The organism is Variovorax sp. GW821-FHT09B01 (assembly GCF_059418345.1).
The window spans coordinates 172,539-192,099 of sequence record NZ_JBWKPQ010000009.1 but is presented as its reverse complement, the minus strand read 5'-3'; the positions used below and the strand labels follow the sequence as shown (position 1 = coordinate 192,099).

Annotated in this window: 19 protein-coding genes; 9 read left to right on the top strand and 10 right to left on the bottom strand. The window is 70.3% G+C overall.

Going from position 1 to position 19,561, the window contains the following annotated elements; all coding sequences use genetic code 11:
- Nucleotide 1: 1 nt before the first annotated feature.
- Entirely contained in the window at nt 2–1,198 is a 1,197-nt protein-coding gene (locus AC07RV_RS24520) for an MFS transporter (RefSeq protein WP_296784563.1), read from the bottom strand.
- Between the two features lie 148 nt (nt 1,199–1,346).
- Between AC07RV_RS24520 and AC07RV_RS24515 the strand changes: the two genes are divergently transcribed.
- The 4 genes from AC07RV_RS24515 to AC07RV_RS24500 all read left to right on the top strand — a co-directional run bounded on the left by AC07RV_RS24515 (nt 1,347) and on the right by AC07RV_RS24500 (nt 4,971).
- On the top strand, nt 1,347–1,751 hold the full coding sequence (locus AC07RV_RS24515) for an ArsR/SmtB family transcription factor (protein ID WP_208510167.1): 405 nt from the start codon (nt 1,347–1,349) through the stop codon (nt 1,749–1,751).
- A gap of 57 nt (nt 1,752–1,808) precedes the next feature.
- The gene (locus AC07RV_RS24510) at nt 1,809–3,215 is read left to right on the top strand and encodes a sensor domain-containing diguanylate cyclase (protein WP_296784567.1); all 1,407 of its coding nucleotides are present in this window, start codon (nt 1,809–1,811) and stop codon (nt 3,213–3,215) included.
- Nucleotides 3,216–3,372: 157 nt separating this feature from the next.
- On the top strand, nt 3,373–4,086 hold the full coding sequence (locus tag AC07RV_RS24505; protein ID WP_296784569.1) for a peptidoglycan DD-metalloendopeptidase family protein: 714 nt from the start codon (nt 3,373–3,375) through the stop codon (nt 4,084–4,086).
- A 534-nt stretch (nt 4,087–4,620) separates the two neighbouring features.
- Nucleotides 4,621–4,971, top strand: a complete 351-nt coding sequence (locus tag AC07RV_RS24500; RefSeq protein ID WP_093340656.1) for an H-NS histone family protein — start codon at nt 4,621–4,623, stop codon at nt 4,969–4,971.
- A gap of 249 nt (nt 4,972–5,220) precedes the next feature.
- On the opposite strand, the gene AC07RV_RS24495 is transcribed toward AC07RV_RS24500, so the two are convergent.
- Nucleotides 5,221–6,144 carry a helix-turn-helix domain-containing protein gene (locus tag AC07RV_RS24495; RefSeq protein WP_296784575.1) on the bottom strand — a complete coding sequence of 308 codons (924 nt, stop codon included), beginning with the start codon at nt 6,142–6,144 and terminating at the stop codon, nt 5,221–5,223.
- A 116-nt stretch (nt 6,145–6,260) separates the two neighbouring features.
- Here AC07RV_RS24495 and AC07RV_RS24490 point away from each other — a divergent pair, with 116 nt between their 5' ends.
- Nucleotides 6,261–6,980 carry a hypothetical protein gene (locus AC07RV_RS24490; RefSeq protein ID WP_296784579.1) on the top strand — a complete coding sequence of 240 codons (720 nt, stop codon included), beginning with the start codon at nt 6,261–6,263 and terminating at the stop codon, nt 6,978–6,980.
- On the opposite strand, the gene AC07RV_RS24485 is transcribed toward AC07RV_RS24490, so the two are convergent.
- Entirely contained in the window at nt 6,981–8,213 is a 1,233-nt protein-coding gene (locus AC07RV_RS24485) for a glycosyltransferase (RefSeq protein ID WP_296784582.1), read from the bottom strand.
- Complete coding sequence (locus tag AC07RV_RS24480) at nt 8,210–8,875, bottom strand: TetR/AcrR family transcriptional regulator (protein ID WP_444814513.1); 666 nt, start codon at nt 8,873–8,875, stop codon at nt 8,210–8,212. Before AC07RV_RS24480 ends, AC07RV_RS24485 begins: the two co-directional genes overlap by 4 nt.
- Nucleotides 8,876–9,096: 221 nt before the next feature.
- Between AC07RV_RS24480 and AC07RV_RS24475 the strand changes: the two genes are divergently transcribed.
- The 3 genes from AC07RV_RS24475 (at nt 9,097) to AC07RV_RS24465 (ending at nt 13,486) form a co-directional block, all read left to right on the top strand.
- Nucleotides 9,097–11,559 (top strand): YadA family autotransporter adhesin, encoded by a 2,463-nt coding sequence (locus AC07RV_RS24475; protein WP_492714312.1) that lies wholly within the window; start codon nt 9,097–9,099, stop codon nt 11,557–11,559.
- A gap of 144 nt (nt 11,560–11,703) precedes the next feature.
- Nucleotides 11,704–12,969 carry a DUF1835 domain-containing protein gene (locus AC07RV_RS24470; RefSeq protein ID WP_296787073.1) on the top strand — a complete coding sequence of 422 codons (1,266 nt, stop codon included), beginning with the start codon at nt 11,704–11,706 and terminating at the stop codon, nt 12,967–12,969.
- A 58-nt stretch (nt 12,970–13,027) separates the two neighbouring features.
- Nucleotides 13,028–13,486: a GNAT family N-acetyltransferase gene (locus tag AC07RV_RS24465; RefSeq protein WP_296787076.1), complete on the top strand. Its 459-nt coding sequence runs from the start codon at nt 13,028–13,030 to the stop codon at nt 13,484–13,486.
- Between the two features lie 377 nt (nt 13,487–13,863).
- On the opposite strand, the gene AC07RV_RS24460 is transcribed toward AC07RV_RS24465, so the two are convergent.
- Genes AC07RV_RS24460 through AC07RV_RS24450 form a run of 3 tightly spaced genes read right to left on the bottom strand, consistent with a single transcriptional unit; the run spans nt 13,864 to nt 16,991 of the window.
- Entirely contained in the window at nt 13,864–14,589 is a 726-nt protein-coding gene (locus tag AC07RV_RS24460; protein WP_296787080.1) for an SIR2 family NAD-dependent protein deacylase, read from the bottom strand.
- Nucleotides 14,590–14,649: 60 nt separating this feature from the next.
- Complete coding sequence (locus AC07RV_RS24455) at nt 14,650–14,886, bottom strand: YbdD/YjiX family protein (protein WP_093340672.1); 237 nt, start codon at nt 14,884–14,886, stop codon at nt 14,650–14,652.
- 26 nt (nt 14,887–14,912) lie between these two features.
- Nucleotides 14,913–16,991 (bottom strand): carbon starvation CstA family protein, encoded by a 2,079-nt coding sequence (locus AC07RV_RS24450; protein WP_296787083.1) that lies wholly within the window; start codon nt 16,989–16,991, stop codon nt 14,913–14,915.
- 233 nt (nt 16,992–17,224) lie between these two features.
- Between AC07RV_RS24450 and AC07RV_RS24445 the strand changes: the two genes are divergently transcribed.
- Nucleotides 17,225–17,584: a hypothetical protein gene (locus AC07RV_RS24445; protein WP_296787086.1), complete on the top strand. Its 360-nt coding sequence runs from the start codon at nt 17,225–17,227 to the stop codon at nt 17,582–17,584.
- Nucleotides 17,585–17,593: 9 nt separating this feature from the next.
- On the opposite strand, the gene AC07RV_RS24440 is transcribed toward AC07RV_RS24445, so the two are convergent.
- The 3 genes from AC07RV_RS24440 to AC07RV_RS24430 form a co-directional block, all read right to left on the bottom strand.
- Nucleotides 17,594–18,133, bottom strand: a complete 540-nt coding sequence (locus AC07RV_RS24440; RefSeq protein ID WP_296787089.1) for a C40 family peptidase — start codon at nt 18,131–18,133, stop codon at nt 17,594–17,596.
- Nucleotides 18,134–18,285: 152 nt separating this feature from the next.
- Complete coding sequence (locus AC07RV_RS24435; protein ID WP_093340680.1) at nt 18,286–18,576, bottom strand: HU family DNA-binding protein; 291 nt, start codon at nt 18,574–18,576, stop codon at nt 18,286–18,288.
- A gap of 312 nt (nt 18,577–18,888) precedes the next feature.
- Complete coding sequence (locus AC07RV_RS24430) at nt 18,889–19,542, bottom strand: response regulator (RefSeq protein WP_093340682.1); 654 nt, start codon at nt 19,540–19,542, stop codon at nt 18,889–18,891.
- Nucleotides 19,543–19,561: the final 19 nt, after the last annotated feature.

The window sequence follows — 19,561 nt, the reverse complement described above, 5'->3', positions numbered from 1 at the left end:
TTCAGGCCGGCAGCGGCGCGGCCTGCGCGCGCCGGGCCGCGCGCCGCAACCGGCCGCGCACCACGGCCGCGAGGCCGGCCGCCGCGAACACGCCCGCGGCACCCACCCACGGCAGCGAGCGCACCTTGTCGGCCGCCACCACCAGCGAGCCGATCCATGCGCCCAGCGCGATGCCGAAGTACATCGCCGAGGCATTGAGCGACAGCACCACCGACACCGCCTGCGGGGCCTGCTGCACCAAGGTGACCTGCTGCACCGGCGGGAACGACCAGCCCACCACGCCCCAGGCCATGATCAGCCCGAACACCAGGTAGACCGCGACCTGCGGCGACGCCGCATGCGCGACCCAGGCCAGGCCGGCCTGCACCAGGCCCAGCGCGGCCAGCGCCAGGCCGCCCACGCGCAGCGCGCCGAAGCGATCGGCCATGTGGCCGCCCAGCAGGTTGCCGATGGCGCCGCAGACGCCGAACGAGAGCAGCGCCAGCGCCACGCCGTCGTCCGACAGCCCGGCCACCAGCCGCAGCAGCGGCGACAGGTAGGTGTAGACACCGAAGATGCCCGCGAAGCAGACCAGCGTGACGCCCAGCGTCATCAGCACGTCGGGCCGCGCGGCGATGCGCAGCCGCTCGCGCAGGCTGGGCACGGGCCAGGGCACGGTGAGCGGGCGCAGCCGGGTCAGGCCGAGCAGCGACACCAGCGACAACAGGCCGATCATCCAGAAGGTGGCGCGCCAGCCGAAGCTGTTGCCGACCCAGGTGCCCAGCGGCACGCCGAGCACGGTCGCGGCCGTCATGCCCATGTAGAGCAACGCCAGCGCCCGGCCGCGCCGCGACGGCTCGGACGAGGCAGCCGCATACGAACCCGCCGCCGCCATGAACAGCCCCGCGAACAGCGCCAGCAGCACGCGCGCGATCAGCAGCGCCGTGAAGCCCGGCGCGAGCGCGGCGATCACGTTGGCGAGCGTGAAGCCGCCCATTGCCAGCCGCAGTTGCCGGCCAAACGGCCAGCTCGCGGTCAAGGTGGCCGTGACCGGCGCCGCGATCGCATAGGTGAAGGCGAAGGCCATCACCAGGTGGCCCGCCTGCGCGATGGTCACGTGCAGGTCGCGCGACACCGCGGGCAGGATGCCCGCGATCACGAAGCCCTCGGTGCCGATGGCAAACGCGCCCGCCATCAGCCACACCAGTTTTGTCAGCATCCGTTTCTCTCCGGTTGGTTCAACGACTGTTGAACAAGGGCCGCGAGCGTACTGCGAAGCCGGTCTTTGTTCAATAACCGTTGAACTTCGAGGTCCTTGGAGTCCTTCGGCTTAACGCCAAGGTGTCGCTGGGTTACCCTGCTGCGCCATGTCGACCCCCGAGCTCCCGCACCCGGCCACCGAAGACATCGACCTGTCAGCCGTCTACGACGCCCTGCGCGATGCCACGCGCCGCCGCATCCTGCTGCTGCTGGACGAGCACACCGAGCTCAACTGCTCGAGCTTCCTGGGGCTGGGATCGAAGTCGCGGCTGTCCTACCACCTGGCCCGGCTGCGCGAATCGGGCCTGACGCAGACCCGCGCCGAGGGCACCGCGCGCTACATGCGGCTGCGGCGCGACGACCTCGCGCGGCGCTTCCCGGGCCTGCTCGACGCCATGATCACGGCCGCCCGCCAGGAGCGGCAGGACGCCCCGGCACCGCCGCCGGCACCCGCGCCAGCCACCGCCGGTCGCCGGGGCGTGAAAAAAGCCCCCGCACCGGGCAACAATTAGTGACCTTTTCTTAAGGCCAAAGGTTACATTCAGGCTCCAGCGCAGCGCATACCTGCCATGAACCGGATCGGCTTCTTCCAACGCACCACTTTCCTGCCGGGAAGCGCGCCCTCGCGCCCGGCGAGCTTCATCCCCTGGCTGATCGCGGTCCAGCTCTTCGTGCTCGTGCCGATGCTGGTCTTCAGCGTCTACGTCACCACGCGCATGGGCGACCAGGCCGAGGCCCGCGAGCGCCAGCTGCTGCTCGACAAGGCCAACAGCACCGCCGCCGCGATGGCGCGCGAAGCCGACCGCCTGCGCGCCGACGTGCACCAACTCGCCACCCTGCCCGGCGCGGGCCAGCGTTTCGAGGTGCTGGCCTCGGGCGAGACCTCGGTCGCGCTCCATGCCCTCTACCGCCAGTACAACCCGAACGCGCTGGCCGATGCCGCGATCGCGCGCGCCAGCCTGCGGCCCGAGGGCTTCGGCGTGGTGCTGCGCGAACAGATCTGGCCCGAGGGCTGGATCGCCTCGCTGGTCGACGCCAGCGGCAAGGTGGTCGCGCGCTCGCGCGACGAGGACCGCTACCTCGGCCATCACGCCACGCCGCAGTTGCGGCAGAAGATCGCCGGCGCCGACCGCAGCGTCAGCAGCACGCTCACGCTCGACGGCCTGAAGGTGCTCTCCACCATCGCGCCGGTGCCGGGCACCGCCTGGTGGGTCGCGGTCGGCGTGCCCGAGGACACCCTGAACCGCAGCGCCCGCAACCCGCTGGCCTCGCTGCTCGGCATGGGCAGCTGCCTGATCGTGCTGGGCCTGGCCGCCTCGGCGCTGATCGCGCGCCGGCTCAACCGCGAGTTCCGGCCCGCGTTCCTCAACGTGCCCGACGTGGTGGTGCCCAGCGCCACCGCGCGCGCGCTCACCGTGCCCGGCCCCGCGGCCGAGGCCATGCCCAAGCCCGGCGTGGCCGCAGAGGTGGCGCCCGCGCCCGACGACATGGCGCATGACGACACCACCGGCCTGCCGCTGCCCGAGGTCTTTCTCGCGCAGGTGCGGCAGGCGCGCAGCGTGGCCGAGAACAGCCCCGGCTTCCTCTGGTGCGCGATCAGCGTCGAGCTCGGCGGCCTCGCCGCGGCGCGCGACCGCCTCGGCGAGGAAGCGGCCGAACGGCTGCTGCAGGCCTTCGTCGGCCGCATGCGCCGCTCGGTGCGGCCCGGCGACGCCTGCGGGCGCGTCGACGCCGACACCTTCGTCATCGTGCTGACCGGCCCGCGCGACGGGTTGGCGCAGGCGGCCGAACGCGTCGGCTCCTCGCTGGTGCGCGGCGCGCGGGCGCTCGGCCACGGGCTGGACTGCAAGGTCGGCTTCGCCATCGGCGATCCGGCGCGGCCGGTCACGGCGGTGCTCGAACAGGCCGCCCATGCGCGGCAGGAAGCGCGCATCGACGGCGCCAGCGCCACGCGCTGGTTCAACGTCATCGCCTGAGCCTCCCGGCCTCCTACGCGGGCTCGCGGCCGCCTTCCGGACGGCCCGCCGCCGCCTCGTGCGATCATGCCCCGCCGCGCACGGCGGCTTTTGATCCAGGAGGTATCCGGTTTTGGTTTCGACAGGCAGGAACTGGCGCAGGCACGCCGCGCCGCTCGTGGCACTGACGATGGCGCTGGCCATCGCGGGCTGCTCCACCCCATCCCCGGGCAACGCGCCCGTCGAGAAGAGCGATGCACGCGGTCCCGGCAACTACGTGGTGCAGCCGGGCGACACCCTGTACCGCATCGCCTCGAAGACCGGCCGCCGGATGCAGGACATCTCGCGCTGGAACGGCATCGACGACCCCGACAAGCTCGAAGTCGGCCAGGTGCTGCGCATCGTGCCGCCGGGCGGCGCGTCGGAACCGCCGCCGCGCACCGCAGCAGGCGGCGAGCGCGAACCCTCGAAGCGGCCCGTGCCGCCGGCCCCGCGCGAATCGGGCCCGCCGCCGTCGCGCGTCGGCACCGGCGACTGGGCCTGGCCCGCGCAGGGCCAGGTGATCGCCGGCTTCAACGGCGGCAGCAACAAGGGCGTCGACATCGCCGGCAAGCTCGGCGAACCTGTGGTCGCCGCGACCAAGGGCGTGGTCACGGTCAGCGAGACCCTGCGCGGCTACGGCAACGTGCTCATGATCGACCACGGTAGCTCGCGCATGACGGTCTACACCCACCTGCGCACCGCGCTGGTGAAGAAGGGCCAGACCGTGCAGAAGGGCCAGCAGATCGCCGAGATGGGCAATACCGACGCGGACCGGGTCAAGCTGCATTTCGAGGTTCGCGTGGGCGGACGCGCGGTCGATCCGCGGTCCTTCCTGGCCGACGGGCGATAGCCTCCGACTGACGACGGGTCTCGCGATCCCCACCGGAATTGGGTGGACTTTGCGAATTGGGATTTCCGATCGCGCCCCGAACACGACGATCTGAATATTCCCGGCGGCGTTCTTTGTGCCCGCCCAATTGCGGACTCGACGATCCGCGGCGAATGCCGCGCCGCACAATGCCGGGCCACTTGCGGCTGCGATGAAGTCGAATGCATTCATCGATCGGGGAAGCTATTGATGTGCAGTCCGCGCCCGGCCAAGACTGCCGCTGGCCGGATTCCCAATGCGCCGGTCGATGCGTTGGCAAACTCCCCAATTCCCAAAATGGAATCCGAATTCCGGTTGCCAATCAGATAAAGTCGGCGGGCCGGATCCGAAAGCCGGCACGGATTGGCGATCGGCCAACGGATGCTTTTTTTGCAGACCACCTGTCGGCGACCTGTCCTGATTTCGATCTTGCGACAATTGCTGACAACGAAAAAAGCGTTCGCGGCCTAATCTCGCCTGCTCTCCTCTCTCTTCACTCCAATACAAAGCATCTCCATGGCCAAGACATTCCAACAGGTCCAGAAGCAAATCGAACAACTCCAGAAAGAAGCGGATCAGCTTCGCAAGAAGGAAGCGGACGGCGTTCTCGAACGCATCCGCGAAGCCATCGAGGTGTATGGCTTCACGGCCGCCGAACTGGGTTTCGGTCGCTCGCCGGGCCGTCCGGCCGCCGCGGCGAAGCCCGCCGCGCGCAAGGGCCGCAAGGGTCGCAAGGCCGCCACGGGCAATGCGCCCAAGTTCCGGGACGACCAGGGCAATGTGTGGAGTGGCCGTGGTCCGCGTCCCGGCTGGTTCAAGGCCGCGCTCGAAGCGGGCAAGTCGCCCGACGAACTGCTCGCGAAATAAAGCGACGGTCTTCGGGAGGCCCTGCTACCACCAGCGCGCCATCCCGAAGTCCGCTTCGGCGTTTTCGAATTGCACATGCGGCCCTTGCGGCCGCATGTCTTTTTTTGGGCTGACCTGAATTGCGCAGCGACGCAGAGACATCGATCGACGGTCTGTCTTCATCTCGGCACCGCGCCGGATGCGAACCGGCGCTGGCCTCAATTGAGCATCGCCCGAAGAGTCCCCGTGTCGTCGGGAATTGCGAGATCGCTACGCCCCGGCGCGCGGCGTCGCTGACGGCAACTCGCCGAACAGCGCCTTGTAGCGCTGCGAGAAATGGCTCAATTGATGAAAGCCCTGTGCCTCGGCCGCCTGCGACACGCTCAGTTGCGCGGGCAATGTGGCCAGCAGGCGATCGCGCACCGCATTGAGCCGCAGGCTGCGCAGGTAATGCACCGGCGTCGTGTCGGCCATTTGACGGAAGCCGTTCTGCAGGCTGCGCCGGCTGGTGCGCAGGCGCCGGCACAGCGCCTCGATGTCGGGCGGCGCGGCACCGCTGGCGGCCACGATGCGGTGGCACTCCGAGACGATGAAGCTCGCCGAACTGCCGGCCACGCCCGGTGGCGCGCCGGCCGCGCCCTCGAGCACGGCATGCAAGGCCTCGAAGGCGATGCGCGCGGCGGCTTCCTCGTGCGCGGCATCGCCGCCCTGCACCAGCCCCAGCAAGACGCGCCGCAATTGCGCCACGTCTCCGGCCGGCGCGCGCAGCACCGGCTGCGACAGCAGGCGCAGCGCCTGCGGCGGCAACGGCCGCGCATCGAGCAGGCGGCGGAACTGCTCGGCCTCGAAGGTCACGGCCAGCAGTTCCATGCCGCGCGGGCGCTGCAAGGTGAAGTCGTCCCCCGCGCGCAGCAGGAACAGGCTGTGGTCCTCGAGCGCACGGCCCTGCACGCGCGGAATGCCCGCGCCCTGGCCGTTGCCGACCGCGAAGCACAGCCGCCCCGCGGGCAGGCAGCCCTGCTGCACCACGCGCTCGCTCATCCATTTGCGGAACACATGCACCCCGCCCGAGACCGCCTCGGCCAGCGTGCTGCGCATCACCCCCTGCGACAGCTGCAGGTAGCGCTGCTGCCATTCGGGCGCGGAGGCGCCATGCAGATGGAAGTCGTCGAACAGGTCGAGGGTGAGGGCCATGCGTGGGCAAAGGGGCGGTGGGTTGCCAGCGTACGCCGGCCCGCGCATTTTGCCGATTTGGGTTAACGAGCGTTCGGCCTCCCGCCGCACACTGCCGGCCTCCCTGGAGTCCGACCATGGCTACAACGCTTGCATCGCACGGCCGCAAGGCCTTCACCACGGCACTGGTCGCCTGCGCGGCGGCGCTTGCCGGCTGCGGCACGGCGCCGAACGCCCTTCCCTCTTTTCCCCCTTTTCCCTCTTCTTCTTCTTCCAACCAGAGCAGACCCATGACCGAGGAACAGACCCGACAAGCCATTCAAGGCGACTGGATCAGCATCGCGCCCGAAGTCCGGCCCAGCGCCGCGAAGAATGCCGACGGCACGCTCAAGCCCTTCTATCTGAAGCGCGCCTTCAAGGCCCTGCCCGGCGACCGCTTCGAACTCGCTATCGTCAACTCGGCCGACCCGAACGGCGCCGTGCCGCTCGCGCGCATCCTCATCAAGGGCCACATGCTCTGGCGCGGCGCGCACCCGATCGCGGCCGGCGCGCAGAAGGTGGACTTCGTGGCCGACGAGGCCTACGAGGTCACGCCGCTGATCCAGGGCTTCGCCGACCTGCTGAACCAGGTGGCGAGCCAGGGCTATGCGAAGTGGGAGCTCAACGGCACGCAGAGCGTGTTCGGCAAGAGCTTCGCGCCCTTCGGCCTGGCCGCGGGCCGCCATTTCATGGAGTACGACCTCGTCTACCTGCGCGGCGACATGCTGTTCTGGGGCGCGCGCCACATCGACGGCCGCGGCTTCGACACCGAGCAGAACCGGCCGACCAACCTGCAGATCCCGCTGGTGCGCCCCTGATCAGCGCGCGAGCGTGGCCTCGATGAAGGCCACGGCGCGCGCCAACCCTTGCTCGGCGCGCATGCGCTCACCGAGTTCGCGCGCCCGCGAGCGCACCGCCGCGTCGTCGGTCCAGGCGATGCCGCGCGCCAGGTCCTGCGCCGTGAGCCGCGTGCCGGCCACCGCCGCGGGGGCCACGCCGGCACGCGCGAGCTGGTGGGCCCAGAAGAACTGGTCGCCCGCGAACGGCACCACCACCGAGGGCACGCCCGCACGCGCCGCCGAATGCGTGGTGCCCGAGCCGCCGTGGTGCACCACCGCCGCCATGCGCGCGAACAGCCAGTCGTGCGGCACGTCGCCCACCGCGTGGAAGTTGGCCGGCAGCCCCTGCAGCGCCATGCCGCTCCAGCCCGGGTTGAACACCGTGCGCCGGCCCGCCATCGCCTCGACCAGGGTCGCGCGCATGCGCACCGCATCGAAGCCCGTCATGCTGCCGAAGCCCAGGTAGACCGGCGCTTCGCCCGCGTCGAGAAAAGCCTGCAGCGCCGCGGGCACCTGCCAAGCGCTGGCGGGCGGCATCCACTGCCCGAAGGCGACCGCGTTGCCGGGCCAGTCGGCCGGGCGCGGCAGCAGGCTCGGCGAGAAGCCGTAGAGCATCGGGTGCCCGTCCCACATCTTCCCGCGTGCCGGCAGGCCGCAGACCTCGGCGCGCGCCGCATTGATCGCCGGGCGGAAGGCGCGCCACAGCATCGCATTGACGAAGCGATGGCTGGTGCGGTGCAGCCAGCGCGGCACCTTCGCGGGCGGCACGAAGGGCGTCGCGAAATCGCGCGTGGGCGTGAGCGGGAACATCCCCGCGCCGATCACCGGCACGCGCAGCGCATCGCCGGCCGAGAGCCCGACGAAGGCCGCGAGCCCCGCCGACACGATGGCATCGCAACCCTGCGCCGCCTCGACGGTCTGGCGCAGCCAGGCCACGGCATTGGCGTTGGCGATGGCCGCGAGCGCCTTCGCGGCCGCGCCCGGGTTGTGGCTCTGCGCCACCACGTTGGCGATCGCGCCGCTCGCGCCCAGCGCGCCCTGGATGTCGCCGGCCAGCGCCTGCGAGCGCACGCCCAGGCGCTGCGCGGTGCCGAGCGTGGAGGCATCGGCCAGCAGCAAGGTCGAATGGCCGGCCGCGTCGAGCGCATGGCACAGCGCGGCGAGCGGACGCGCATCGCCCTCGGTGCCGTAGGTGACGACCGCGATCTTCATGCGCGCTTCCTCCGCGCGGCCTTGGCGCCGGCGCGCGTGCCGTCGACGAAGACCTCGACGATCGCCGCGAACTCCTCGTCCAGTTCCAGGCCCGGCAGCGTGAGCCAGCGCATCAGCGCGCCGAAGTACAGGTGGTGCAGCAGTTGCGCGAGATGCTCGGGCGCCAGGTCGGCGCGCAGGCTGCCTTCGTGCTGCGCCTCGCGGATCAGCAGCGCGAACAGCCCGATCAGGTCTCGCGGCCGGCCCTCGGGATCGCCACCGCCGTCGATCTCGCTCTCGATGTTGAGGAAGCGAAAGCGGAAGTAGTCGAGCAGGTAGGCGCGATGGCGCTGCGACCATGCGGCCGAGGCCTCGAGCAGGCGCGCGAGCCGCGCCTCGAAGCCGCCGGGCGCGCCGACCAGCTCGGCCAGCCGCGCGCTATCGGCCGCGAGCTCGAGGTGGATCCAGTGCGCGAGCACCGCTTCCTTGGTCGCGAAGTGGTTGTAGAGCGTGCCCTTGGCCACGTCGGCCTGCAGCGCGATCTGCTCCATCGTGGTGGCGTAGTAGCCCTGGGTCTCGAACAGCCGCATGGCGGTGGTCGCCACGTGGTCGAGCGTCTGGACGCGCCGCCGCTCGCGGCGGCCGGGAGGTTCGGGGAGTTTGGGCGATGGCAAGGCGGACACCTTGATATTGAACGTCGTCCAAGTTTATACGACGTCCAAAACCTCTCCGATGCCGAACGGTCCGCGGACAGACCGGAGCGACCTGTCCTCCACGTACCGGCCGAGGAGCACACGAACTTTTTTACTTGTTTTCGGGGATTGAGCGGCCATGGGCTTGCACGCAGAGTACGCACGCTGTTTCGCAACCGTCTTTTTTTCACGACTCGATTCTGGGAGTTCGCATGTCCGGCCGTCTCACTGTTTCTTCTTTCTCCTGCCCGCCGCGGCGGCCGCGCTCGCACGGCATCGCGCTGTCGACCCTGAGCGCGGCCTTGCTGCTGCTGGCGGCCGCGCCATCGGCCGTGCTCGCGCAAGGCGTGCAACTGGGCAGCGGCGGCAATGGCGGTGCCGGCAGCAACGGCGCGGGCGGTGCGGGCGGCGCGCCGGGCGCGGCCGGCGGCAACGGCTACCTGACCAACAACTTGGGCCAAGGCGGCGCGCCGGGCCAGGGCGCGGGCCCGGCCTGGTTGTCCGCGGGCGGCGGCGGCGGCAGCACCGCGGCGAACGGCGCCGTGGCCATCGGCATCGGCGCCAACGGCGCCGACGCGCCGAGCATCGACTCCGCCGGTGCCGGCGGCGGCGGCGCGCTCGCCAGCGTCGGCGGCGCCACGGCCATCGGCGGCGGCGGTGGCGGCGGCAGCGGCTTCTTCTCGGGCGGTGTCGGTGGCAACGGCGCCAGTGCCACGGCCAGCGGTGCCACGGCCATCGGCAGCGGCGGCAGCGGTGTCAGCGACGAGCTTCGCGGCGGCAACGGCGGCAATGGCGCCCAGGCCAGCGGCATCGCCAGCACGGCCATCGGCAGCGGCGCTTCGGGCACGGGACCCAGCCAGTCGGGTGCCAGCGGTGCCGTGGCCAGCGGCAACTACACGACGGCCATCGGCGGCTCGAACGCCGGCATGAACAGCGCACGCGCGACGGCCGACAACGCCACCGCGCTGGGCAACGGCGCGCTGGCTTCGGGCAAGAACTCGGTGGCGCTGGGCCAGGGCTCGGTCGCGAGCGGCGACAACACGGTCTCGGTCGGCGGCAACGGCACCACGCGCGTGATCACCAACGTTGGCGCGGGCAACATCGCCGCCGGCAGCACCGACGCCGTGACCGGCGGCCAAGTCTATGCGCTGGGCCAGAGCCTGAGCACCGCGGTGCTCGACACCTCGAGCCTGTCGACAGCCGTGGCGAACCTGTCGACCGGGGTCGGCACGCTGTCGACATCGACGTCCACCAGCATCGGCTCGCTGTCCACCGGCGTGGGCGCGCTGTCCACCAGCGTCGATGCGCTGTCGGCGTCGACGTCCACCGGCATCGGCTCGCTCTCCACGAGCGTCGGCGCACTGTCGACCTCGACCTCCACCAGCGTCGGCTCGCTCTCCACGAGCGTCGGCGCACTGTCGACCTCGACCGCCACCAGCATCGGCTCTCTTTCCACCAGCGTCGGCGCGCTGTCGGCATCGACCTCCACCAGCATCGGTTCGCTCTCCACCGGCGTCTCGACACTGAACACCGGTCTGAACAACCTCTCGACCGGCGTGGCCACGCTGTCGACGTCCACCGCCAACTCGGTCGCCAGCCTGTCGACCTCGACCGCGCAGGCGCAGAGCACGGCCAACGCGGCCGGTGTCGCCGCGGCCTCGGCCCAGGGCACGGCCAACACGGCGCTCGGCGCGGCCAATGCGGCGCAGGCCAGCGCGAACAAGGCGCAGGGCACCGCCGACAACGCGCTCGGCCTGGCGCAGAACTCGGTGCAGTACGACGCGGGCGGCGGCAGCGTCTCGCTCAATGCCAACGGCGGCGCCGGCACCCTCATCGGCAACGTGCGCGCGGGCCAGGCCGCCACCGACGCCGCCAACGTGGGCCAGGTGCAGCAGGCCCAGCAAGGCGCGATCAGCAGCGCGAACAACTTCACCAGCCAGCAGGTCATGGCACTGCAGACACTGATGAACCAGGCGTTTTCGAACGGGCTGTGCAGCTTCTCGGGCGGCAACGTCACCTGCGGCACGGGCGCGAGCGCCAGCGGCCAGGGCGCCACCGCTTTCGGCCCGAACGCGCAGGCCAACGGCAACGACACCGTGGCGGTCGGCAACGGCGCGCAAGCCAGCCATGCGGGCTCGGTCGCCATCGGCGCGGGCGCGCGCGCGCTGGCCGATCCGACCACCGCGGTCGGCAACAACGCCCAGGCCCTCGGCAACGATTCGGTCGCGCTCGGCGCCAACACGCTCGCCACCGGCCGCAATGCCGTGGCACTGGGCCAGGGGTCGGTCGCCACGCGCGACAACAGCGTGTCGGTGGGCAACCAGGCCACCGGGCTCGCACGCACCATCACCAACGTCGCGCCGGGCGTGCTGCCCGGCGATGCCGTCAACCTCGGCCAAATGCAGCAGGCCGTCGCCACCGCGACCAACGAAGTCCGCAGCTTCGCCGCGCAGGGCATCGCATCGGCACTGGCCATGCCCGGCATCCCCATGCTCTCGCCCGGACAGCGCTGGGTGGGCGCCGCGGTCGGCAACTACGCAGGCGCCTCCGCGCTGGGCGTGGCCTTCGGCTACCAGGTCAGCGAACGCCTGAACCTGGGGCTGGGCGTGTCGACCGGAACCAGCGGCAGCGCCAACCACGTGGCCACGCGGGTGCAGGTCGGCTACGCCTGGTAGCGAGGCCGGGGCGCGTCCTAGAATGCGGGCCGGCGTCTTCCACGCCTCCCGTCCGCGGAAAGGGCTGCGCCCAGGTTTCATCCCCCATCGCATGCCCATGCGACTCCCGGCCAGACAGCGGACACGGCCGACACTGGAGTTCGTATGTCCAACACCCCTCGCGACACCCATCGCGCCTCGGCCCGCAGCGGCCACATCAACCTCGAGCAGCAGCGCAAGCGCGCCAAGGAACTGCTCGCGCGGCTCGCCGATGGCAGCGCCGCTGCGCCACCGTCCCTTCCTTCGCGTCGGAGCGCTTCGGCACCACGGCTGGCCGACGCCCAATGGCTGATCGCGCGCGAGCTCGGCTTCGCGAGCTGGCCCCGGCTCAAGGCCCATGTCGACGCGGTCGACTTCGCCGCGGCGCATCCGGGATTCGTGGCCGACGACGAAGCCGGCACCCGGCACTGGCGTTGCGGCAACGACATCGCCCACACCCTGCAGCTGGCCGGTTTCCGCGGCGCCTTCCACATGTTCGCGGACCCGCTGTGCATGGGCCCTGTTCCCGAGCAGCCCGAAGCCGCCTTCATCGAGACGCGCAGCACCTTCGTCGCCCGGACCTTCGGCCTGCCGCCCGACGACGCACGCGGCCGCATGCGCGGCGAATACGAAGCGCTCGCGCGCCTGCCCGATGCAAGCCACGCCGTGCTCTGGTGCGAGGCCGATGCCTACGACCAGCTGTTCCTGATCGCCGTGCTCGCGCGGCTCGAGCGCCTGCCCGCGAAGCTCGAGCTGATCGAGATCGATCGCGTGCCCGGCGTCGACCGCTTCATCGGCATCGGCCAGCTCGCACCCGCCGTGCTGGCCTGGCTGTGGCCGCGCCGCAGGCCCATCGATGCGTCCGCGCTCGAACTCGCGCGCAACGCATGGCGTGCCTACCGCGCGCCCTCGCCCGAGGCCTGGGCCGACATCGCGCACGGCGAGACGCCCGCCCTGCCCTTCCTCGCGCCCGCGTTGCGGCGGCAATTGCAGGAGCTGCCCTCGCTGCGCGACGGCCTCTCGCTGACCGAGCGCCTGGTGCTCCAGACCATCGACGAGCACGACCGGCTCGCGTTCGGCCAGGTCTACGCCGAACTCAACGAGCACCGCGAGCCGCTGCCCTTTCTCGGCGACCTGATGTTCCATGCGCTCGTGCGTCCCTTGATCGACGCGGCCGAGCCGCTGATCGTGGAATCCGATGCACAGCGCGACTGGCCCCAGCGCCCGCTCGAACTCACGACGCTGGGCCGGCGCGTGCTCGCAGGAGAAACGTACTGGATCGACCATGCGAGCCATGAACGCTGGATCGGCGGCGTGCGCATCGAGCCCCGCCAGGCGCACTGGGCGATCGACGATGCACTGCGCCCCGTCTGGCGCGGCGAGCCTCGTTGAGTCCGCAGCGCGCGGGGCGCTTTGCTACCCTGCGCGCTTCATCTCATCCGACAGCCCCATGACCACGATCTCCGTCCGCCAGGCCGTGATGGCCGACCTCGATGCACTGGCCGCGCTGTTCGATCAGTACCGCCAGTTCCAGGGCCAGCCCGGCGACCTTCCCGCCGCACGCGCCTTCCTGCGCGAGCGCCTCGACCATGGCGAGTCGGTCGTCTTCCTCTGCCACGACGGCACCGTGCCCGTGGGCTTCGCGCAGCTCTACCCGATCTTCTCGTCGGTCTCGCTCACGCGCGTGTTCATCCTCAACGACCTGTTCGTCGCCGCGGCCGGGCGCCGCCAGGGCGTCGCCTCGCGCCTGCTCGCGGCTGTCGAGTCGTATGCGTGGTCACTGGGGGCCGCGCGCATCTCGCTGAACGTCGCGCGCGAGAACGTGTCGGCGCAGCAGCTCTATGAACGGCAAGGCTGGGAGCAGGACAGCAAGTACTTCATGTACCACCGCTTTCCTGCCGCGTCGTAGCGCCGCGCGAATGCGGCGATGGACGGGCCCGGTCCAGTTGCGAGGCCCGGAGCCCTCACCCTGACCCTCTCCCAGAGGGAGAGGGGACAAGAGGCCGAGCGAAGCGATGGCCCGAGCGGCATTGCAAGGCCGAGCGAAGCAAAGGCCCGAATCACTCCCCTCTGGCTGCGCCGAGGAGCGCAGCGTTTCGCGGATCAGGGCTCGCAGCTGTTTGAGCGAAGCGAGTTCTGCGAGACCCCGCGAAACGCGAGCACCGCAGGTTGCCCGTAGCGAAGCGAAGGGTCGCAGACAGTGGGGTCGCCTTTTCTTTGGTTACTTTCTTTTGGCGAAGCAAAAGAAAGTGACTCGCCCGCCGGGGCGAGACCCGGCCTGCAATCTCATCCCACCCTCAACCCATCCACCATCAAAGGCAGCAAGACCTCAGAAGCCCCTCTCAACACAACACGCGCCCGATCATCCAGATGCCCAACAGGCTCAAGATTCAGCGTGATCAAAGCAGCCCCGTGCCCCATCGCCAACACAGGCAAATCCGCCGCCGGATAAACCACAGCCGTACTCCCGACCAGCACGAACAGATCGCAGTCCACCGAAGCCTCCTGCGCATCCATCAACACCCCCGGATTCAGCATCTCCCCAAACATCACCACATCCGGCCGCGCATGCCCCCCACACCGCAGGCAGCGATGAAACGGCCAGGGCCCATGCCGATTCCCACACCGATCACACCGCCACCGCCGCAAATTCCCATGCAGCTCCAGCACGTCCACGCATCCCGCCTGCGTCAGCAGCCCATCGACGTTCTGCGTGATCAACCGCGTAGCCGGCCGCAACCGCTGCAACGCAGCCAGCGCCCGATGCCCCGAATTCGGAACAGCCTCCTCGATCACAGCCAGCCGCTGCCCCCAGAACTTCGTGAAGCCCGCCGGGTCGCGCGCCAGGTCCTCCGCATGCGAGAACTGGATCGCGTTCTGCTGCATCCACAGCCCATCGGCGTCCCGGTAGGTCGGGATGCCCGAGGCGCGGGACAGCCCCGCGCCGGAAAAAACGACGACGCGCCGGCTTGCGTTCAGCAGGCCGATCGCCGTCTCCAACTCTTCTTGCATGAATGAAAAAACGCTTCCTTCGGAAGCGTGGTGATCGTCAGCGGACCATTCTCGCCCAGCTCAACAGCAGCGCCCCTTGCCCGCGCCGTAGCGCGCCTCGAGCCGTTCGCGGAAGAAGGCCTCGTAGCTCATCGGCGGCCGGTCGGGATGCGTGGCCGCCATGTGGCTCAGGTAGACGTCGTAGTCGGGCAGCCCGACCATCAGCCGCAGCGACTGCCGGATCGAGCGCGCGATGTAGCGCCCGGTGTCCGCGAGGCCGCGGCCTTCCGTGGTGGCGAGCGCTTCATCGATGGGCATCGTGCGTTCCCTTGCGGTTCGCGCACTCAGTGCGCGCCGCGCGCCGCCACCGCGCCGCCCATCGGCTCGAACGGGGTCTCGTGCGCGGTCGGCCGGTTGGCCGCGCGCGCCGCGATGCAGGCCTTGATGCTGTAGACCAGCACGCTGAGCACCACGAACATGAACAGCGCGCACAGCGCGGCATCGAGCCGGTCGTTGAAGACGATGCGCTCCATCGCCGCCGTGGTCTTGGCCGGGGCCACCAGCACGCCGTTGGCCAGGCCTTCGCTGTACTTCGCCGCATGCGAGAGGAAGCCGATCTTCGGATCGCTCGAGAAGATCTTCTGCCAGCCCGCGGTCAGCGTGCAGGCCAGAAGCCACACGGCCGGCGCCGCCGCCACCCAGGCATAGCGCTCGCGCTTCATGCGGAACAGCACCACCACGCCGAGCAGCAGCGCCACCGCGGCCAGCATCTGGTTCGAGATGCCGAACAGCGGCCACAGCGTGTTGATGCCGCCCAGCGGATCGACCACGCCCTGGTAGAGGAAGTAGCCCCAGGCCGCCACGCACAGCGCGGTCGCGACCAGGTTGGCCGGCAGCGAGTCGGTGCGCTTGAGCGCGGGCACGAAGCTGCCCAGCAGGTCCTGCAGCATGAAGCGGCCCGCGCGCGTGCCGGCATCGACCGCCGTGAGGATGAAGAGCGCCTCGAACAGGATCGCGAAGTGGTACCAGAAAGCCATCATGGCCTGGCCGCCGATCACCTGGTGCAGGATGTGCGCCATGCCGACCGCGAGCGTGGGCGCGCCGCCGGCGCGGCCCAGGATGGTGGTCTCGCCCACGTCCTTGGCGGTCTGCAGCAGCATCTCGGGCGTGACCACGAAGCCCCAGCCCGAAATGGTCTGCGCCGCCTGCTGCACCGTGGTGCCGATCAGGGCACCGGGGCTGTTCATCGCGAAGTAGATGCCGGGCTCGATGCACGAGGCCGCCACCAGCGCCATCACGGCGACGAAGGACTCGGCCAGCATGCCGCCGTAGCCGATGAAGCGCGCATGGCGCTCGTTGTCGAGCATCTTGGGCGTGGTGCCCGAGGAGATCAGCGCATGGAAGCCCGACACCGCGCCGCAGGCGATGGTGATGAACAGGAACGGGAACAGGTTGCCCGACCACACCGGGCCGTTGCCCTGCGCGAACTGCGTCACCGCGGGCATCTGCAGCGTGGGCGCCACCACCACGATGCCGATCGCCAGCGCGATGATGGTGCCGATCTTCAGGAAGGTCGACAGGTAGTCGCGCGGCGCGAGCAGCAGCCACACCGGCAGGCTCGCGGCGACGAAGCCGTAGCCCACGAGCATCCAGGTCAGCGCCTTGCCGTCGAAGGTGAAGGCCGGGCCCCAGACCGGGTCCTGGCTGACCCACTGGCCACCGAAGATCGCGAGCATCAGCAGCACGAAGCCGATGATCGACACCTCGCCGATGCGGCCCGGGCGGATGTAGCGCAGGTAGAGGCCCATGAAGACCGCCACCGGAATCGTCGCCGCCACCGTGAAGGTGCCCCACGGCGATTCGGCCAGCGCCTTCACCACGATCAGCGCCAGCACCGCGAGGATGATGATCATGATCATGAAGGTGCCGAACAGCGCGATCATGCCGGGCACCACGCCCATCTCCTGCTTGACCAGGTCGCCGAGCGAGCGGCCGTCGCGGCGCGTGGAGATGAACAGCACGATGAAGTCCTGCACCGCGCCCGCGAACACCACGCCCGCGAGCACCCACAGCAGTCCGGGCAGATAGCCCATCTGCGCCGCCAGCACCGGCCCCACCAGCGGGCCCGCGCCCGCGATGGCCGCGAAGTGGTGGCCGAACAGCACGTTCTTGTCGGTCGGCACGTAGTCCAGGCCGTCGTTGTGGCGGTGCGCCGGCGTCTTGCGGTTGCCGTCCAGGCCCAGCACCTTGTCGGCGATGAACAGGCTGTAGTAGCGGTAGGCGATCAGGTAGGTGCAGATCGCGGCGGCGACCACCCAGATCGCGTTGATCGTTTCCCCACGGCTCAGGGCCACGGTGCCCAGCGCGAAGGCGCCGAACACCGCGATGACGAGCCACACCAGGTGGCGGCGGATGCTCTGCATGCTTTGTCTCCTCGGATTTGTCGAACCCCGGGAGTCTTGCCGGATGCGCGCGCGCTGCCATCCGTCGCACCGCGCGGGCGAAGCGCGTGGCTTTGCGTAATGGAAAACCCGAGGGCCGCGCGATCGGCGGCGTTTACGGCTTCTTGATGCACCCCGCCGCGCATTCGACGCCGTTTTTATGCGCGGCTTTCCATACTCGATGCATTTCCGATGCCAGCACTGCGAGCACGCGCATGAACACGAACAACGCCCTGTGGCACCGCGCCGCGGCCTGGGCCGGCCAGGTGCGGGCCCGTCCCGACATGACGCTGCTGTGGACCTGCTGCGGCACGCCCGCGCTGGGCACGCAGGCGCTGCTCGGGCACGCCGGCAGGCACGAACTGCGGCTCGCGTCGTGCAGCCATTGCGGCGCGCAGTGGCTCTACCTCATGCAGGCGAACGACTGGCTGCCCCTGACCCGCGACGATGCCGCGGCCCTGCGCGCGACCCACGGCACGGCCCGTGCCGCGCTGCTCGCGCGCTGGGCCGAGGACGACGAACAGGCCGACTGGCGCCGGCGCAAGCAGCGCGCGAGACGCGAGGCCGAGGAGTGAGCGCGCGGCTCAGCCGGGCCGCCGCACCTGCACCGGCTGGCGCGACCAGTAGATGCCGTCGAGCCGGTCGAGCCTGACCTCGCCACCCGTCGAGGGCGCATGCACGAAGCGGTTCGCACCCACGTAGATGCCCGCATGCGTCGGCGTGCCCGCGCCGAAGATCACGAGGTCGCCGGTGCGCATCTCGGAGGCCGGCACGCCCTGCCCGAACGAGGCCATGCGCGCCACCGTGCGCGGCGTCGACTGCCCCACGCTCTCGCGGTAGACGTAGCCGATCAGGCCGCTGCAATCGAAGCCGCCATCGGGCGTGTTGCCGCCGTAGCGGTACGGCGTGCCGACCAGCCCCAGCGCATGGATCGCGATGCTGTTCGACTGCTCGTCGCTCAGCGGCGAGCTGCGCACCGCGGGAATCGATGGCGAAGAGGTCGACGGGGGCCGGCTCGCGCAGCCCGCGGCCAGGATCGCCACCGCGCAGGCCCCGGCGGCAAGGAACCGATGCAGTTGCGTCGGGATGCGGTGGCCGGGGTCGTGCGCGCGTGCGTCGTGCATGTCGATGGACGGGTCTTGTGAACGTGCGCGCACTCTAGCGCGAATGCCCGCGCGCCAAAAGCAAACCCTCCGCGTTCCACGCGCATCGGATGCGCGGGCCCGCGGAGGGCTGGGGTGCAGCGCGCGTGAACCGCGCGCCGCGAAGCACGGGATCAGGCCTGCTGCGCCACGCCGTTCACCACGTCCTTCAGCGCCTTGCCGGCGGTGAACTTGGGGGCCTTGCTGGCCTTGATCGTCAGGGGCTGGCCGGTCGACGGATTGCGGCCCGTGCGCTCGGGACGGCTGGTCACCGCGAAGGTGCCGAAGCCGATCAGTTGCACCGTGTCGCCGCCGGCGAGCGCGCGCGAGAGGTTGTCGAGCGCCGCGTCGAGGGCGCGGGCGGCGTCGGCCTTGCTCAGGCTGGTGTCGTTGGCAATGGCGGCAATGAGGTCGGTCTTGTTCAAAACGAGTGATTCCTTGTGGATGGATGACATTTCGGTGACGCCCCCGCGCAGCGAAGCGGCGGGGACGCACCGGCTCGAATTTAACGGGCGCTACGCCGGCCTTCGGCCGGCACGCACGCGAAAGCGAGGCAGCGTGAACGATGCACGGCTTCGGAGCGATCCGTCGCCGCGCGGCGAGGCTGCGGTTCTACCTCATGCGGAGGCAGGTTGTGCGGTCGGCGCGAGGCCGGCGCTCATTCGTTTACGTCCGTTTCGTTCGGAAACTCCGAAGTTCGCGCCAACTGCGTGCAGACGGGAACTTTTGCGGCGCATTCAGCGCCGCTCGAACTCCCTCGCATGCTCCACCGCATACTTGATCAGCTCGGCCTGCCCCTCGATCCCGAGCCGCCGCTTGATGCTCTGGCGGTGCGCCTCGACCGTGCGCACGCTCAGGCCGAGGTCGCGCGCGATCTGCTTGCTCGATTCGCCGCGGCCCAGCGCCGCGAGGATCTCGCTCTCGCGCGGCGTGAGCAGCGGGCGCGGCGTCTGGTTGCGGAACAGCTTCTTCGACACGGCCGGGCTCAGGAAGGTACCGCCCGCGGACACGGCCTCGATGGCCGCGACGATCTCCGACGCCGGCGCGTCCTTCAGCACGTAGCCATGCGCGCCGGCCTGCAGCGCGCGCTGCACGTACTCGGGGTTGTCGTACATGCTGAGCATCACGACGTGCGGCGCGGGCTCGCGCTCGAGCAGCAGCGCGGCCAGCTCGATGCCGTTCATGTCCTTCATGCCGATGTCGACCAGCAGCAGGTCGGGCCGCACGCTGTCCATCTGCGCGAGCGCCTCGGCTGCGCTGCCGGCCTCGCCCGCGATCTCCAGCCCGGGCAGCGCGCCGAGCCGCGCGCGCAGGCCGTCGCGCACCAGCGGATGGTCGTCCACCAGGAAGATGCGGATCGGAGCCGGGGTGCGGGCCTTGGCGGTCGTCATCGTCGGGGCATTCGTTGGG

Bases quoted from the DNA above. Each gene is read 5' to 3' on its own strand.
- AC07RV_RS24440 (WP_296787089.1), bottom strand. From the start codon at position 18,133: ATGCACGACGCACGCGCGCACGACCCCGGCCACCGCATCCCGACGCAA.
- AC07RV_RS24475 (WP_492714312.1), top strand. From the start codon at position 9,097: ATGTCCGGCCGTCTCACTGTTTCTTCTTTCTCCTGCCCGCCGCGGCGG.
- AC07RV_RS24495 (WP_296784575.1), bottom strand. From the start codon at position 6,144: ATGGCCCTCACCCTCGACCTGTTCGACGACTTCCATCTGCATGGCGCC.
- AC07RV_RS24500 (WP_093340656.1), top strand. From the start codon at position 4,621: ATGGCCAAGACATTCCAACAGGTCCAGAAGCAAATCGAACAACTCCAG.
- AC07RV_RS24470 (WP_296787073.1), top strand. From the start codon at position 11,704: ATGTCCAACACCCCTCGCGACACCCATCGCGCCTCGGCCCGCAGCGGC.
- AC07RV_RS24460 (WP_296787080.1), bottom strand. From the start codon at position 14,589: ATGCAAGAAGAGTTGGAGACGGCGATCGGCCTGCTGAACGCAAGCCGG.
- AC07RV_RS24510 (WP_296784567.1), top strand. From the start codon at position 1,809: ATGAACCGGATCGGCTTCTTCCAACGCACCACTTTCCTGCCGGGAAGC.
- AC07RV_RS24485 (WP_296784582.1), bottom strand. From the start codon at position 8,213: ATGAAGATCGCGGTCGTCACCTACGGCACCGAGGGCGATGCGCGTCCG.
- AC07RV_RS24450 (WP_296787083.1), bottom strand. From the start codon at position 16,991: ATGCAGAGCATCCGCCGCCACCTGGTGTGGCTCGTCATCGCGGTGTTC.
- AC07RV_RS24490 (WP_296784579.1), top strand. From the start codon at position 6,261: ATGGCTACAACGCTTGCATCGCACGGCCGCAAGGCCTTCACCACGGCA.
- AC07RV_RS24455 (WP_093340672.1), bottom strand. From the start codon at position 14,886: ATGCCCATCGATGAAGCGCTCGCCACCACGGAAGGCCGCGGCCTCGCG.
- AC07RV_RS24445 (WP_296787086.1), top strand. From the start codon at position 17,225: ATGAACACGAACAACGCCCTGTGGCACCGCGCCGCGGCCTGGGCCGGC.
- AC07RV_RS24465 (WP_296787076.1), top strand. From the start codon at position 13,028: ATGACCACGATCTCCGTCCGCCAGGCCGTGATGGCCGACCTCGATGCA.
- AC07RV_RS24430 (WP_093340682.1), bottom strand. From the start codon at position 19,542: ATGACGACCGCCAAGGCCCGCACCCCGGCTCCGATCCGCATCTTCCTG.
- AC07RV_RS24515 (WP_208510167.1), top strand. From the start codon at position 1,347: ATGTCGACCCCCGAGCTCCCGCACCCGGCCACCGAAGACATCGACCTG.
- AC07RV_RS24520 (WP_296784563.1), bottom strand. From the start codon at position 1,198: ATGCTGACAAAACTGGTGTGGCTGATGGCGGGCGCGTTTGCCATCGGC.